The organism is Microbacterium caowuchunii, assembly GCF_008727755.1.
Lineage (GTDB): Bacteria > Actinomycetota > Actinomycetes > Actinomycetales > Microbacteriaceae > Microbacterium > Microbacterium caowuchunii.
In genome coordinates this window covers 2,862,120-2,879,661 of sequence record NZ_CP044231.1, presented here as the reverse complement: position 1 = coordinate 2,879,661, position 17,542 = coordinate 2,862,120, and the positions used below count along the sequence as shown (strand labels likewise).

The following is a 17,542-nucleotide window of genomic DNA, read 5'->3' as shown; positions in this document are numbered from 1 at the left end:
CCGTGCGCTCCTGCGCCCGGGCCCGTCGTGCTGCGTCTCGACGTTCGGGCGCGGTCGGCGTTCGCTACCCGGAGTGCCACGTGAAAAAGTTCCTCAGCGGACTCATGGCGAGCCTGCTCGCTCTCACCCTCGTCGTCGGCGACGTCATCAGCAGCGGGGCGAGTGCGATCGCCGCGACCGAGAACACGCCGTCGATCACCCTCAACGGCACGGTCGGCGAGGGGGACTCCGGCTACCTGACCTCGAAGTCGGTCATCCTCTCCTCCGGCAATGAGACGAAGGTCAACTACCGGCTGGTCCCGAACTACTCCGCGGGCCAGGCGACCGATGTCCGGGTGACCCTGTTCATGCCCTCCCTCGACCTGGTGGGCGGCGAATACCAGGTCGTCCCCCGCGACGCCGCGCCGACGCCGATGGGCGTCCAAGGGCGGGTCAGCTCGGGCGGCGAATGGAACGTCATCTCTGACACGACGGTCAAGGGCGGACCGATCGTGCTCGAGTACAGCGGAGACCTTCGTGCGGGCGCGAACCCCGCGTTCGACGTCTTCCTGACGACCTACAACGACGGCAGCAACGGCACCTACGGGGGAGTCCCCGAAGGAACGGCGTTCGAGATCAACGGGTTCGTCTCTTATGAGATGTTCGATCGGAAGGAGGGGACGGCCTGGCAGACCCCGAATCAGCTCGACGACGACTCCCGCGTCGCGGTCATCTCGTCCGATCTGAAGTGGGACACCACCATCGCGCCGTACGCCTACGGCGGCGCCAGCACTGCGGTCCCGATGTGGGACCGCTACCAGTACTTCGACTACGTCTACACGCTCGACAACGTCTCCACGAACCCCGCCTCGGACATCGACGGCTACTCGGTCACGTTCGACATCGACACCACCGACCACATCAACGGCATCATCCCGTTCGACATCAACCGCTTCGTCTATGGCGAGACCGGCGAGGCGGTGCCGAACGCGGACCCCGAGTACCGGGAGGGCAGCTTCATCGGCGTTCCCGGCGAGGGCGGCGTCCTGATCTACGACGTCACCGACTGGGACGGCGAGAGCGAACTCACGGAGGAGATCCCGTACACGTACTCCGGTGCGGGCATGATCATCATCGACCGTGAGCACGGCGACCAGAAGCAGGGCCTGACCCCGGGCATCAGCCGCAAGTACATGGTCTCGCTCCCGATGAGCCGTCAGGGCTTCCCGAACCTGCCCACCAACTTCAAGCTGACCGCCATCACCAACATCCTGTTCGCCAAGAGTGCGAACTGGACGAAGACCCGCACGGCCGTTCGCGAGGTCACCGTTCCCACTTACGCCCTCACCTTCACCCACGCGCCGGAGAAGGCCAGCGTCGTCGAGGGCGAGGAGACCTACACCCGGATCAACGGCATCGCGAACACCTCGAACGCGCCGATCTTCGACGCGAGCCTCGTCTACACCGTCGACGAGAAGTTCACCGCCGGCCGAGTGGTCTACGAGTTCGACGAGTCGATGGCCGACTCCCTCGGGGACGCGTCCATCGGCTACGTCCACACGGACAGGAACGGGGTCGAGAAGAAGGGCACCATCACGGGCGACCTCGGCGAGAACACCCTCACCTTCGACGTGTCCGAGCTCGAGGATCTCGACTGGAACCGTGAGCTCCTGCTCGACGCCCTGTTCCCGCGCCTCGATCCGGGCGACACCCTCCCGCTCACCATCACGGTCTACGGGTCGGGGCCCACCGCCGGTCTGATCACCCAACCCGCCGTGGCGACGTTCCACGAACGCTACGCGAGCAACGAGGACTACTCCCAGGCGACGGAGTACACCGACGTCGCGCACACGACGAAGAAGGACGCCACCTTCGAGATCGTCGAGCCGAAGCCGCAGGACGTCCTCAAGCCCGTGGTCGACATCATCGGGGTCTACGGCGACCGTCGCACCCGGAACACCACCCTGCTGCCCTATGAGGCCCCGTTCCAGGCCGAATACCAGCTCGGCACGACCGGCGTGGACGCCGCCACCTTCACCTACACGATCGAGACGGGCAGCCCCTCCCAGACCCCGGGCAGCCTCACCGCCACCCGGATCACCCTCACCGACGCCCTCACCGGCGCAGCCGAGGACGTGAGGATCACCTTCATCGACGAGGACGGCAACGAGGAGAGCACCGCGGACGTCGACGTCGCCCTCGGCGACATCGACCTCGACGGCATCGCCAGGATCGTCATCTCCGGGAAGAGACTGAACATCGCGTCCGCCGCCACCATCGCGGTCGTCGACTACGACTCGACCCTGGGAATGGGCGCATCTCAGGCGCTCGAAGCCGACTTCAGCGGCACGCAGGTCCCGCCGGACGAGGCCGTCCGCACCGCGAAGACGACCAACACCGTCTCGATCTCCGAGGCGAAGACCACGGTGAAGATGGAGGGCCTGAACCAGGTCACCCGCCCGCAGGGGGCCGGCAACGCCTACGACCAATGGGTCGAACGGCAGTGGTACTGCGGCTACAGCGGCTGCGGTTCGAAGTGGGACTACACCCTCGACCAGGGCTACAAGTCCCTCGGCGGATTCGCCACCTCGATCACCCGTCCGACCGAGACCTACCGCAACAACGACCAGACCACGGTCATCGACGTCACCTTCCCGGCCGAGCAGTTCGACATGTACTACATGAAGATCCGCGACGACCTGAAGCCGTACCTGCAGACGATCGACATCCATCGCACGATCGATGGCGAGGAGACGCTCTGGAAGTCCATCGACGCGAAGGACTGGGCCGCCAACACCCGCGAGGGCAGCTTCTGGCGGATCGCGACCGCCGACCCGGACGCCGCAGACCTGTACGCGACGTACGACACGGTCGATGCGGAAGGTCACAGCTACTACAAGGACGCATTCGCTGAGGACGTCGTGCCCGAGTCCCCGGTGAGCAAGGTCACGTTGACGCTCGACTTCGAGCGCACGGGCGCGAACGACACCCCGCAGCTCCAGGGCACCACCGGCCGCGTCATCGAGTACATGGGACGGTTCTACGAGACCTCCGAGGAGGGCAAGAAACTCACCTCGGCCACCGTGGTCGACACCATCGGCACGAAGACCGAGATCACGCGCACCGCGACCTCGGTGCCGATCCACTCCATCGTCGGATACCCCTTCGCGCAGTCGAGCACCGGCGCGCAGGACACCACTTCGACCAGCCGCAAAACCGTTTCGATGGGATCCGAGGCCAGTTACCTCGCCAGCATCCGCAACATCAACACCGCCTCGTGGTACGCATACAACGGTCACGGCCCCGACATCCACTCGCCGGTCTGGACGGAGTTCGACGAGTGGCTCTACCACTACGATCCGGCCTCCTTCCATGACCGGATGAGCTACCACTTCACCTACCCGGCCAATCCCAACAAGGATGCGGACGTCAACTTCGAGGCGACGCAGATCGTGCTGCCGAACACCAGCACGCTGCAGTACCTGACCGAGCTGCGCATCGACTTCGACGACAAGACCTCGCAGACCCTCGCGATCGATGACGCGCTGCGTGCGCAGATCCTCACCCAGCCCGAGCTGCGCATCGTCTACGACGGCAGCCTCGCCGAGGGCTTCCATCAGACCGGCGAAGGCGCCTTCGCGGTCTCCGCCGGCGCCGCCGGTATCCACCCGCTGAGCTTCGAGGCCTTCTTCGAGGAGGTCAACGGCTTCGGCGACAACACCGCCGAGTTGAAGGGCGTGACGGGCGACCTGCTCGGAGCGAACCTGAGCGAGATCGACGTCAGGGTCGTCGGCATCGTCAACGGCAACAAGGATCTGGTCGGGAAGACCACGCTGTACCGCGAGCCGGACGACTCCGCGCGCACCGCCATGCACACCAGTCAGGCCACCCTGGTGGGTGCGACGCCGACCCTGGGCGCGACGATGGACATGTCCTTCGACGCGCTCTCCGTCTACGACTACGCCGTGGACGGGATCACCCCGAACACCAGCACGGTGCAGGCGGGCATGGCGAACTCCGCGCAGGCCGACATCACCGGGTTCACGATGAACCTCGCCCTGGACGCCGGCTACCGTTCGCAGACGGTCGCGATCCCCGGCGCCGTGTTCGACGGTGACTGGAAGACCCAGACCGTCACTCTCGTCCAGCCGGGCGGGAAGAGGGTCGACGTGGAACTCGACCGCTTCGAGCTCGACGAGACGACCGGGCGCTACGAGCTGGATCTACGGACCCTGTTCGAGGACGGCACGCTGAACACGGTCACCCACACCGTCACATTCGGCGGAACCGCGGTTCTCCAGCAGCAGGTCGTCAGCAACGTCATCATCACCTTCGCGGCGGCCCGTGACGGGGCGGGGCAGCCGCTCACCCGGATGTGGGGCTCCTTCGCGCGAGAAGCCGACCCTGCCCTGTCCGCACGGATGATCGCGGGAAGCTACGTCTTCGTGACCGGCGACTGGGTCGACGAGACCGCAGCGGGACACAACTGGGACTCGAAGCCCTCGTACCGCACTCAGGGTGCGAAGGTCAGCACCGCCTCGCTCCATTACAGCTCGTTCACCGTCTCGGGATCCGCGTTCGAGAGCCCGCAGCGGTTCACCGCCAACGCCGGCGGCGGCAACGGCGGCATGGCACCCTCCTACCGCCGTTACGACGGTGCCGCCCCTGTCGTCTCGCATCGCCTCACCCAGATGGAGATGCTCGGGATGCACCTGAACGAGGACCTCAGCAGGATCGAGGGGTCCTCCGCCTACCTCTTCGACGCGGACTCGAACGAGCGGATCGCCGCATCCCACATGGTCGTGGGGGACACGTCCAAGGTCCTCTACGAGCTGCGTAACTCGGCGCCCGTCGGCGGTGCCCATCTTCCGATCTTCGAGCCCTCGGCGCACTTCACGGCCCCGAAGGGCCTCGACATCGCGAAGGTCACCGTCGTCGCCCCGGGGACGTCCGCGGCGCTCGACGCCGTGATCGCCGCAGCCGGTCGCACCTCGGTGCCGCTCAGCGACGACCAGTACGCGATCAGCGGCGGCGACCGGAAGAAGCGCACCGATGTGGTCTTCACCGACGTCACCGTCGCGCCGCAGGAGTCCGTGTTCATCCTCGTCGAGTACGTGGCGGTCAACGACTACAGCGCACAACTCGGCGACACCCAGTACAAGAGCGTCCAGCCGTACTCCTACAGCCGCCCCGGCTACCAGCACCACATCCAGAACTACGTCGTCTCCAGTACCGGCGGGGGCGGTGTCTCCGGCGCGACCTCGGCCACGGGCGACTACGACGGTGACGGCACCCAGGAGCACCTGGCGCGCGTGCACACCTCCTACGTCTTCACGAACCCCAACGCCCTGATCGCCGCCGGCGAGTTCACCGACGAGAGCCTGTCCGGCTCGCGCGTGAAGCTCCACATCCGGAAGATCAGCAACGAGATCGTCCACAGCAACACCAACGCGACGCTCGACATCACGCTCGACACCCGTGCCCGCGGATTCCAGCTGACCCGGCTCCCGGAGCCGACGTACCCCGCGGACTTCGAGGGCGAATTCGACGAGCCCCGGGTGCTGATCCGCGTCGGGGACGACTGGGTCGCGTACGACGAGGACGCACACGACCTCGCTGAGGTGAACCAGATCCGCGTCGACTACGGGATCGTGCCGGCTCGCGGCGCCGACGGTGGCGAGTTCCGGATGCCGGACTTCACCATCGACGGTAAGGGTCACTGGCAGCCCTACGGGGGTGCGACCACGAAGAGCTCGCAGATCACCTCGCGCGCCCAGCTCGTCCTGACCCACCACGACGGCTCCCGGGACGACAACCCCGCGGTGGCCTCGTACAAGGTCGTCAACGACAGCACGCTGACGATCTACAAGGCGATCCCCGTGGTGGAGTTCAACCTGCAGTCCTTCGACACGCCCGCCGAAGCGGACGCCGAGTACACGGATGCCTCTGCCGCCCAGGTCGGCAAGACCTCGTACCTACCGGGCGACGACGTGCACGTGAAGCTGACCGCGCGCAACGCCGACACGGCCGCGGCGACCCACACCGGCTACGGCAAGGCGCCCCTGCGGGACCCGGTCATCATCGACAAGCTGCCGGAGTACATCTCCGCCCCGCTCGCCGGGTACGTCCACGACGGCGAGCTCGACGTGGCGGCCGCGGTCGCGAAGGGCGACCTCACCATCCGCCACTTCGACAGGGACGGTCGACTGCGCGATGACGTCGCCCTGCCGGAGGTCGCGGTGACCGCCGTGAAGGGCCGCGATGTGGGCGGCTCGCAGCAGTTCGTCGACGACCGGAAGAACGACGCCTACGGCCTTCTGTCCTCGGTCGAGCCGGCAGCAGGCAAGGCGAACGCGAGGGAGATCGCGTTCCAGACGTTCACCTACACGTTCGGGGACGACCTCGGCCGCGGCGAGCGCATCGAGATCATGTATTCGGGCCTGATCCGCGAGGACGACCTCCCCTACGCGACCTACCAGGACGGCCGCGCCGTCTTCGCGCCGTTCATGGGCTGGTATTCCGGCAACAACCCCATCGCCGGCAACATGCACCAGTACGACATGGACATGGCGGCTCTGCTGCACGACGCCGGTATCTCCGGCTCGCGCGGGCATGAGATGACCTCGGAAGAGTTCCTGTCGCAGTCGTTCTCGTGGCAGTCCGGCAGCAACACCGAGCGCCGCCACCCCGGCGCCAGCTCGTCCACGCTGGAGACCTATTACGATTCCTCGGCGAACAGCATGTACAGCCACAGGGCATACCTGCGCGAGCGCGGCGACAACAGGCTGTTCGAGGGCGCGACCTCGGGCGAGGAGGACGACAACTTCGCCTACGTCGGCACCGCCCGCGTGAACGACGGAACCGTGTCGGCCGACGAGCGGATCCTCTGGGCGCAGGACAACCTGCAGCTCAACCGTGCCTGGCTGTACGGCGCGAGCGAGATGCTGCCGGACACCGAGCGCAAGGCCAGCGGCCAGGATCCGGCGAACTTCTATGAGTTCGACGGTTCCCTCAAGGCCCCCGACAACGGCCTGACCCCGTACTCGGTCGATTCGTACGCCTACGCCGTGCAACTGCACGAGCAGTTCACGGTGCGCCTGCACTCGGCGAACCTCGGGGACCGCGCGATCGGGAGCGGCATCGAGTACCTCGAGGTGCTGCCGGTCGGCATCACGCCGTACGACGAGGACGGGAAGCTGCTCGGCGTCACCGCCTACGACGGCGCCGGCAACGCGATCCCCGACGAGCGCGTCACGATCAAGGTCGAGCAGACCCCCGCCGACGACAAGGGCTACAAGGCTCCCGCCCAGAAGCAGGAAGCGGGTACCCACGGATCCGACACTCTGAAGGACGCGGTTCCCTACGTCATCCGGGTGAAGGTCGCCGGTGAGCTCGGCGGCATGTTCAACCAGGCCACGTCGACGATGAAGACGAAGTACCAGCACGTCGACATCCGCGTGCAGGTGGAAGACGAGTCGACCACCCTCGTGGACGGCAGGTTCTTCTGGTACGACCAGCTGACGGTCACCACCATCGACGAGGAGGAGTACCTCGCCGTCTACGATGCCCGCTACGGGGCACTCGACCGCGCCCCGCACGTGTGGAACCCGAACGAGTTCCCCAACGACGGTATGAAGCAGGGCTTCGACCTGCTCGACCTGAGCTACACGTACAGCAGCTACACGTCGTACTTCTCGATGGAGCCGTACGGCATGTACATCAGCGGCATCAACTCGCAGGGCACCACCGTGGCCGTCGACGAGAAGCCGGCGATCGTGAACGGCGATCACATCGCCATGCGCGCGCCGACCCTGCGCGTCTGGAGCAACGTCGAGAAGGATGCCTACGCGCCCGGCTTCGACGTGTCGCTGCAGAATCTCACGGTGGACCTCTACGAGGAGTTCTCCGTGCACGCCACCGTCGAGAACCAGCAGGTGGAAGCCCACGACGACTACTTCGCCGGGGCCGGCTACACCAACGACCGCTACACCCAGCAGCCACAGACCACCGGTGGCGCCCGAGGCGCCTGGTTCGACCCGACGGTGACGGTGACGCTGCCCTACGGCATCGTTCCCGTGCTGGAGAGCGGCGAGGCGGCCCGCTACTCGGAGGACGTCGCGGATCACCAGAAGGTCGCCTTCACGGCGCACATCAGCGACGTGACGTACAGGTCGTCGACCCCGGTCGCCGACGTGGGCGAGCACCTGAACGTCGAGGTCGAGCGCGTCGAGGACGGGCAGGACGAGCGCTACGTGCTGCACTTCACGGCGAAGGACTCCGCCGCCGCCACGCGCGCCCTGCACGAGATCGCCTTCGGACAGTCGCTGACCGTTTCACCGCGCGTCCGCGTCATCGACGTGCCCGATGCGGCCGACGCGTCGAAGTACCAGCAGATCATCACGCTGGCTAACAGCGAGCGGCCCTCGTTCAAGGCCGTCGTCGTCGCCGCGAAGCCGACCGGCTCGGTGCCCTCGGGGGCGCCCGCGGACAGTCGGCGTCTCGACTCGACCAGCACCTGGTCGTCGAACATGGGCGTCCAGAAGGTCACCGAACGGCTCATCTCCGCGACGCAGACGTACTCGCAGGGCGACCGGATCGCGCTCCGCGACGGCGGCGAATGGAAGGTGGATGCCGCCACCCTGCTCCCGGACGTGGTGTCCGCAGCGGCGACCGACAACGGCGCCTACGGCGGCACCCGCCTCGTGCTTCGCCAGCCGACGATCGTGAACACGACCAAGGCCGGCCTGTACGCGGACGGCACGTTCGTGGAGACGCAACTGGTGGATTCCGCCGGCAAGTTCTGGGTGTCGACCGATATCGAGAACCGTCCCGCAACGCACTCGAATCCCTACGACCGGATCAAGGCCGCCGGCGACGTGCACAACTCGCGTTTCGTCGTGAGCGACCACATCACCACGTACGCGCAGCGCGTCGGTGACCCGGTGCTCGTCGTCGACGGCGAGGTGCTCCACCGCGCTGCGTTCGAGGCACGCGGGTACACCGTGCGGGCGCTCACGTCGGACGAGCGCGACGGAGCGGGGGAGCGCCAGCTCATCCAGTGGCTCGTGACCACGCCGGCCGGCGAGAACGGCACCCGCGGCAGACTCGCCACCGGGGAGAACGTCACGCTGCGCCACCAGATGCAACTCGTAGACGGCCACGACACCGACGAGGACAGGGACGCGCCGACCTGGAAGGACGCCTCGCTCACGATCGACTCGTACGTGTCCGTCGTCGCAGACGACACGGACCTCATCGATGGTGACCAGCGCCGGGACGACTTCATCGTTCAGGACGTGACCGCGATGAACTACGAGACGGCCGTGGTGGAGGCCACCGCGGGAGCCGACGTGGACGGCGACGGGGAGCGAGCCGGCCACTTCGCCCAGGACGACGCCGAGATCGAGATCATCAAGCCCCGGGGTGAGGTGCGGGTGAACACCACCCGGCCGCGTCTGCTGTACTCGAACGGGCTGACCGGTGACCCGTATTTCAACTCCAGCGACACCATCGAGTACCTGGTGACGTACGCGAAGAACACCGGCTCGGGACTGAAGCAGATGAGCTTCGAGCACACCCTGCCGACCCACGAGTCCCACGACCCGGAGACACAGGTCAGCGTGGACGAGATGGACACCACGCTGCTGTATGTGACCAGCGGTACGTGGGAGCTGCCGGCCGAGACGCTGCAGCGCCTCGAGGTCGTCGGCAAGACCGTCGACGAGGTGTTCGAGACCGAGGTGTACATCTCCACGGAGACCGCCGAGGCCGGCTACGAGGACGGCGAGTGGGTGTCGCTGGGCAGGAGCAGCATCCTGACGAACACGACGTTCGACGTCCCCGCCGCCGATCGCCTCGGCCAGCGCAAGGTGCGCGTCGTCGTCCGCTCGCTCGACGCCGACTTCCTGGTTCCCCGCGGCACCCGTCTCGCCGTCGACGCGGACGCCGCCGCTGCGGGTGCGCAGGAGGTTACCGAGACGGACCCGGACAACCGGAGCGTCACGGAGTACCCCCCGGCCATCACCGACAACGCGATGAAGATCGGGATGCACGCGGCATCCGCCCGCAAGGCCACGATGTTCATCTACGACACCGTCCAGATGTGGGGCAACTACGTCGCCGATGCGATGATGCCGCTCGATCAGAGCGACGTGCGCTCCTACCTGACGCCGTCGCGACCGGTCGTGAACGTCTTCCATGACGCCCTCTACTTCCGCTCGGACGGGACCCGGCCGATCGAAGAGCGCTACGGCTGGTCGGACAACACGGCCATCAATCCCGACGTGTCACCCCATCTGAAGTTCCACGGCGAGGTCGTGAACGCCGACGAGACGATGTGGGATCCCGACACCGAGGGCGACACCTACGCCGAGGACACCCTCATAGACCCGACGATCACGTTCGAGCTGCCCGCAGTGATGGCCGCCGGGACGGGCTTCACCTACGTGCCCTCCAGCGACGTCGACGCGGACCACCCGCTCAGTGACGACCACCGTTCGCGGTATTCGCTGACCGATGCGGACGCCTACCTCTGGACGTGGAAGCTCGTCCGGGCCGACGGGTCGGAGGCGAGCGCCGACTCGTACCTCACGCACACCGGCATCCACACGGGGTCCTGGACCGGAACGGACCGCAACGTGGTGACGGTGTGGTTCCAGGGCAAGATCTACCCCGGCGACAAGATCGTGATCGACTTCATCGGCAAGATCGACGCCTACACCCCGGGCGCCCAGTCGGACGATCTCAAGTCCAAGGTGTACGTGACCAACAGCACCGGTCTGGTGCAGCCGCTGAACTCGCATCAGAACGGCGGCAACCGTCTCGGTTACATGACCGACCGTCACGACCTCGACGGCAACGGTCTGCTCAACGACCGTCTGGTCTTCGCGGAACGTGTGCTGTTCGAGTACGAGACGTACGACAACTTCGGCAAGCGCAAAGTCGCTTCCTCGGACCTCAATCGTGCCGGCACGGTGTGGCCGCAGAGCACGCCGGTCCGCGAGGGCGGCAGCTTCACCTACCAGCTGTCCTTGGACAACACCAAGGAGGCGGGTGACGCTCCCTACCCGTACCCGATCATGTACGACGTCCTTCCGCACGCCGGTGACACCGCGATCATGAACGCGAACACCGCGCGCAACTCGATGGGCTCGTCGCTGCTCGACCTCGACAGCGTCACGCTCAGCGTGGACAGCGCACCCGAGCCGGTCGAAGACTGCGAACCCGAGCCGGCCGAAGACTGCGAACCCGAGAAGAACAGGACCACGGTTTACACCGCGAGTGACTACACGCTCTACGTCGGGCCGTTCACGATGCAGGACGGCCAGGTCGTCCCCGCTGAGATGATCGCGAACTCCGAAGCCGGCACCGAGGCGTTCTACGACTCGCTCGGCACCCCGGGAACCGCGTCGGCGGTGCGCGACGCCCACTTCGTCACGCTCGCACAGTTCAAGGCGGCCCTCACGACAAAGCCCGCGCTGCTCTCCGACGTCCGCACTCTCCTGACGCTGTTCAACAGCAAGGACGCAGCACTTCCCGGTCAGTCCAAGCTGACGCTGACGTACGACATGCGGTCACCGCTCAATGCGCCGGTCTTCCTGGAGACCTGGCAGGCCGAGGGGAAGCCCGAGGACGTCGTGCAGTGGAACTCGTTCGTCGGAACGCAGCGCACGACCGGCTTCAAGCCGCAGGAGTCCAACAACGCCGGTACGTACGTGACCGAGCGTGCCGGCTCCGTGTCGATCGGCAACTACGTCTGGCACGACGCGAACTACAACGCGAAGCAGGACGAGGGTGAGCTCGACGTCGACGGCAACGGCCGTGCGCTGCTGAAGCCGACGAAGGACATCGACTTCGACGGGACGATCGACGATCCCGGCATCGACGGTGTGCGGGTCACCCTGCTGTCCCCGAACGGCCGTCTGGTGGATGCCGCCGGCAACTCGGTGGTGCAGAAGAAGGACGGGAGCTGGGTCGTCGTCGACGACGAGACCGGTGACGTCGTGACCGACGATCTGGGCCAGACCACGGCGTCGCCGGGCGCCCTCGTCACGACGACGCGCACGGACATCCACGGCAACGCGGGCTACTACGTGTTCTCCAACATCGCTCCCGGCGAGTACCGCGTGATGTTCGAGTTCCCGAAGAAGGATTACGACCGCTTCTCCGTCACGACGCAGGAGCTCATCTCCGGCGCCGGCGTGACGGTCTACGAGCCGGGCGTCCCCGCGGACATCCCGGCTGCGAACGACACCGGCGCCCTGGTCGCCCTCACCTCGGTCGAGGCGATCACCGAGGAGACCGTCGATGAGATCCGTATGGGCTTCGACATCGGGGTCGGGCCGCTGCTCGACTTCGGCGGCGTCGTCTGGAACGACGTCGACCGCGACGGCGTGCGGGACGCCGGCGAGGATGGCCTCGAAGGCTACACGGTGACGCTGAAGGACGCGGCCGGCGAGACCGTGACCGACATCAACGGCCGGAAGATCGAGCAGGTCTCGGCCGCGTACGGCCGCTACCTCTTCACCGTGCTGCCTCGTGCGGGCGGTTACTTCGTGCAGGTCACGCATCCCGCCGGAACCTACGACATCGATATGCCCGTCACGCCGATCCTGACGACGTTCGACCCCTTCGCGCGCGCCGACGACAATGATGCATTCGTCCAGAAGCGCGACACGGGGGAACGCGTGGTGCGGACGAACGAGTTCGCCTTCGACCTCGAGAGCCTCCACGCGTCCGGCTTCGCCGCCCGTCTTGCCCTCAACGCCGGGTTCTACGGAGGCAGTAAGACGGCCGCCATCGGAAACCGCGTGTGGGACGACCGGAACCGCAACGGCATCCAGGATGCCGGAGAGCCGGGCATCGCCGGCCAGACCCTCGAGCTCGAGCAGTACACGCTCCAGGGGGAGAAGTGGGTGCTCAACGGCACACCGGTCGAAACGACCTCCGGTGAGGACGGCTACTACTTCTTCACCGACGTCGCTGCCTACCCCGGCGAAGACAGGGATGCCACCGAGTACCGCTACCAGGTGGTCGTGAAGGAGCTCGCCCCGGGCTACACCCTCGCTCCGGCCCACCGGGGAGAGGACGCTCAGAACGACTCGGACTTCTTCATGAACGGCACGATGCACGAGGGTGCCGTCGGCGACCACCTCATCTCGCTGGCTGAGAAGGACGGTGAGGTCATGATCGCCGTCGACGACAACACGGTCGACCTCGGCCTGATCGCGCACGCGACCGGCGTCATCGCAGGCGAGGTGTTCATCGACGCGCAGCCGGACGGCATCAAGACCGGCGACGACCTCGCGGCAGAGCGGTACACGGCGACGCTGCAGGTCAGCATCGACGGCACCGAATGGGCTGACGTCGCATCCCAGGTGGGCGTGAACCAGTACCGCTTCGAGGATCTGCAGACCTACGACGAGGCCGCGAAGGCGCTGAACCAGTACCGCGTCGTGGTGACGGAGATCCCGCTGTGGCTGCCGCTCACCGCGCACGGCGCCGGTGCCGACGAGGTGGACAGCGACTTCGTCGAGGTCTCACGCGAGGGGACGTTCACCGCGGTATCGGACAGCTACGTGCTGGCCGAAGAGGTCGAGGGGCACCTGCGGCCGATCGACACCCGCACAGCGCTCACCCACGAGGACGTCGACCTGGGTCTCGTGGAGCCCGCGGTCGTCGTCGGCGGTCGTGTCTGGGAGGACGAGGACGCCGACGGGCTGCAGGACGAGGACGAGCAGAGCATCGCCGGTCAGACGGTGACGCTCTGGGAGCGGATCGACGGCGAATGGGTCGAGGCCGAAGACCTGGACGGCCGCAGCAGCAGCATCAGCGGTGACGACGGCCGGTACTCCTTCCGCGTGAGCCCGACGCACTACGACGAGAGTCACCCGCTTTTCCTGCAGCCGCGGGAGTACCGTGCCACCAGCGACCGCCACAGCCACCAGGAGTGGTCTCCCGCGCGCGTCGGCGACGACCGCACCGTGGACAGCGACGTGACCAGCGACGAGCCCGAGGCGGGGCCGCGGCACCGCGGCTACACCGAGCCGTTCGTGATCGCGGACGTGATCGACGGGCGGGTCGACGTGGCGAGCTTCCGTGACGACACGGAGATGGACATGGGCCTCGAGGACCGCGGGCACCTCGCCACGATCGGCGATCGCGTGTGGCACGACCTCAGCCGTGACGGCATCCAGGATCCGGACGAGCCGGGTATCCCGGACCAGACGTTGCGCCTGCAGCAGTACGAGCAAGTCCGCGGGGAGTGGGTGGTGAACTCCGCTTTCGATCGCACCACGATCTCGGACTCCGCTGGGCACTACTCGTTCACGGATGTCCCGAGTGTGCGTTACGTCCGTTCGGGCGGGCAGCGGCATGCCGTCGAGCTGCGATACCAGGTGGTGGTGGACGAGCTCGCGCCGGGGTACACGTTCGCGCCGGAGCACCGGGCGGACGCCGAGCGCGACTCCGACTTCTTCCTGAACGGCACCATGCACCGTGGCCGCGAAGTGGGCGACAGCCTGCTCTCCATCCTCCGGTACAACGACGGCAGGCCGTGGGGGAAGGACGACGACACGATCGACCTGGGTCTGATGGCGCATGACCTGTCCTCGCTGTCCGGCGAGATCTTCGTCGACGAGCGGGCAGACGGAACGAAGACCGGTGACGAACTCGCCGAGAGCCGTTACACGGCGACTCTGCAGGTCAGGTCCGGTGGCCTGTGGACGGACGCGCTCCAGGACGCGGACGGAGTCATGATCGCTCCGGGCGATGGGACACCCGGGACGGTGATGCGATTGGTCGATGTGAACGCGTACACGTTCGAGAACCTGCGCATCTATGACGACGTGCAGGGGAAGCCATATCGATACCGTGTGGTGGTCACGGAGATCCCCCTGTGGATGGAGGTAACCGCACACGGGGTTCGCGATGACGATGCCATCGACAGTGACTATCGCAAGCGGAGTCGTGGAACCGTGTACACGGCGGTATCGGACAGTTACGTCCTCGGCGCCCCGGTGGACGACGCACTGCTGCCGACGGACACCCGGAGGGGCGTGCCGGCGACGAACGTGGACCTCGGCCTCGTGCCGCAGGAGACGACGGCGACGATCGGCGACCGGATCTGGCATGACGAGGACGGGAACGGGGTGCAGGATCCCGGAGAGCCCGGTGTCGCCGATGTGCCGGTCGCGCTGTACCGTTTGTCGGGCGGGGAACTCGTCCGGGTCGCGACGACGCAGACCGCCGCGGACGGAGACTATGCGTTCGTGGCGGAAGTGGCCGAGACCGACCCAGCGAGCCCGACGTACACGCATCCGCACGAGTACGTGATCGAGTTCACCCTGTCGTCCCGGCAGACCCTGACCTCGTACCGAGTCGGCGGTGACGACGCCGTGAACTCGGCGTTCGTGCCGCTCGGCGCGGGTGCCTCGCAGGTCTATGCGTACAGCGCGGCGACACCATCGGCCGACGTCCGGCACGCCGCCGTAGCCCGGGAACCGGTGACGCTGGTCCAGGCCGACGGCAACGGCTCCGCGCTGTTCGACACCGTCGCGAGCGTGCAGGACATCGACGGCGGCGTGATCCTGCACGATTCCGTGCGCCTCCTGGGCGACACCGTCTATGAGGACCGCGACGGCGACGGAGTGCAGGATGCCGGGGAGCCCGGGATCCCCGGTCTGCCCGTGCAGCTCTACCGGCTCGACCCGGGCACCGGACTGTGGGTGGTGCACGAAGGCGAGGACGGCCGGTCTGCCGCCGTCACCGATGCGGATGGCGGGTACGAGTTCGTCGTGGAGGCGGCAGACCTCGACAAGTCATCGACGTCCTACCGCCAGCCGTGGCGATACCGCGTGCTCATCGACGCGCCCGCGCGCATGCGACTCGTTCAGGTCAACGCCGTGTTCGCGTACGCCGACCTCTCGGATGAGGGCGGGCCCGTGGTCGCGCCGGGGATCCCGCTGCTCCGGCCCTCCAGCACGGTGATCTCCGACCCGGTCACGCTGATCGATACGGCAGCCGATGTGAATACCGGTGTCGAGGAGATCGTGCTGGGCACCGCACGCGACGTGCTCACCGTGGACGCCGGTTTCACCGTGTACGCGGATTCGGTGCTCATCGGCGGTGTCGTCTGGGAGGACGAGGACGGCGACGGACAGCGTGGCCTCGACGAGCAGGTCGACGCAGGTCGCGAGGTCGTCCTATGGGAGCGGGTCGACGGTGAGTGGGTCCGCTCCGAGGATCTCGACGGACGTGTCACGGCGATGACGAGCGCCGCGGGAGAATACCGCTTCCGGGTCAGTCCTCTGTACTACGACGAGACCCAGCCGGACTTCCTGCGACCCCGGGAGTACCTGGTGTCTGCCGAGCGCGAAGCCTGGCAGCAGTGGTCACCCCCGAACGTCGGCGACGATCCGCTGATCGACAGCGACATCACGGCACCCGTCCCGGAGTTCGGCGATATCCATACGGGGATCAGTCGCACCTTCTCCATCGTCGATCACGACGGTGAGCGGGCGGACCTGACCACCGTGCGCGATGACACGCAGATGGACATGGGCCTGAAGGCCCACGATCACCTCGTCGCCATCGGCGGGACGATCTGGACGGACAGCACGGAGGACGGCGAACGGCAGGACGGTGAAGCGCCGATGGCCGGCCGCACCGTCACCCTGTGGGAGCGGGTCGGCGGCGAGTGGACCATCGTGCCGGACGCCACCGGGGCGTCCACGCGCACGACGGACGCCCACGGGCGCTATGCGTTCACCGTGGCGCCCGCGGACTACGACGTGACCTCGGACGGATACCTGCTGCCCCGCGAGTACCGGACGACCGTGGCGGTGCCGCCCGGACACCGGCTGAGCGCCGGCGCGGGCGTGACCGCCACGCTGGACGGCGCGCGCACGGTCTCCGTGGTCGCGGACATCGTCACGGTGGACGCCGACGGAAAGGTGATCATGTCCGCCACCCGCGCAGACCGGACGCTGGACTTCGCCTTCGTCGCCATCCCGCTCGCGATCACGGGTACCGGGCTCATGCTGTGGGTCGTCGTCCCGGGGATGACCCTCATCGTCCTCGGCATCCTTCTGGTGCGGATCCAGCGGCGGCGCAAGCGCGCAGAGGAGACGGCGACGTGACGACGACGGAGCCCTCGCCCCTCTCCCGTAAGGCGCAGCGGACATCGCGGAGGGCCGGCATCGCGCGGAAGGCGTGGGCGATCGGGGCCGGAGCGGTGCTGCTGGCGGCCGTGGTCGTCGTAGCCCAGCTCTGGCCACGGTCGCCGGACGTGCACGTCGTGGAAGTGGCCGGGGTGGAGTACACCACCAACGTGGCGGTGCGGGAGGAAGCGGGCGCCGTCTACGCCTACCTCCCGGTGAACGCTGCCATCGATGAGGTCGTCCTGACGGTCGCCGATCACGCGGACAGTGCGACGATCCGCGCGTTCCTCGATGGACTCGACACCTTCGTCCCGGGGGAGTACGTCATCGAGCTCACGGACGCGCCGCTCCACCTCATCGTGGACGGCATCCCCGAGCAGGAATGACCCCGGCCCGGGATAGCG

The 17,542-nt window shown here is 67.1% G+C and carries 2 protein-coding genes; both read left to right on the top strand.

The annotated features are described in order from the left end of the window. The first annotated feature begins 80 nt into the window (after positions 1–80). Positions 81–17,117: an SdrD B-like domain-containing protein gene (locus F6J84_RS13575; protein ID WP_150974330.1), complete on the top strand. Its 17,037-nt coding sequence runs from the start codon at positions 81–83 to the stop codon at positions 17,115–17,117. Continuing rightward, complete coding sequence (locus F6J84_RS13570; RefSeq protein ID WP_150974329.1) at positions 17,114–17,524, top strand: hypothetical protein; 411 nt, start codon at positions 17,114–17,116, stop codon at positions 17,522–17,524. Before F6J84_RS13575 ends, F6J84_RS13570 begins: the two co-directional genes overlap by 4 nt. Positions 17,525–17,542: the final 18 nt, after the last annotated feature.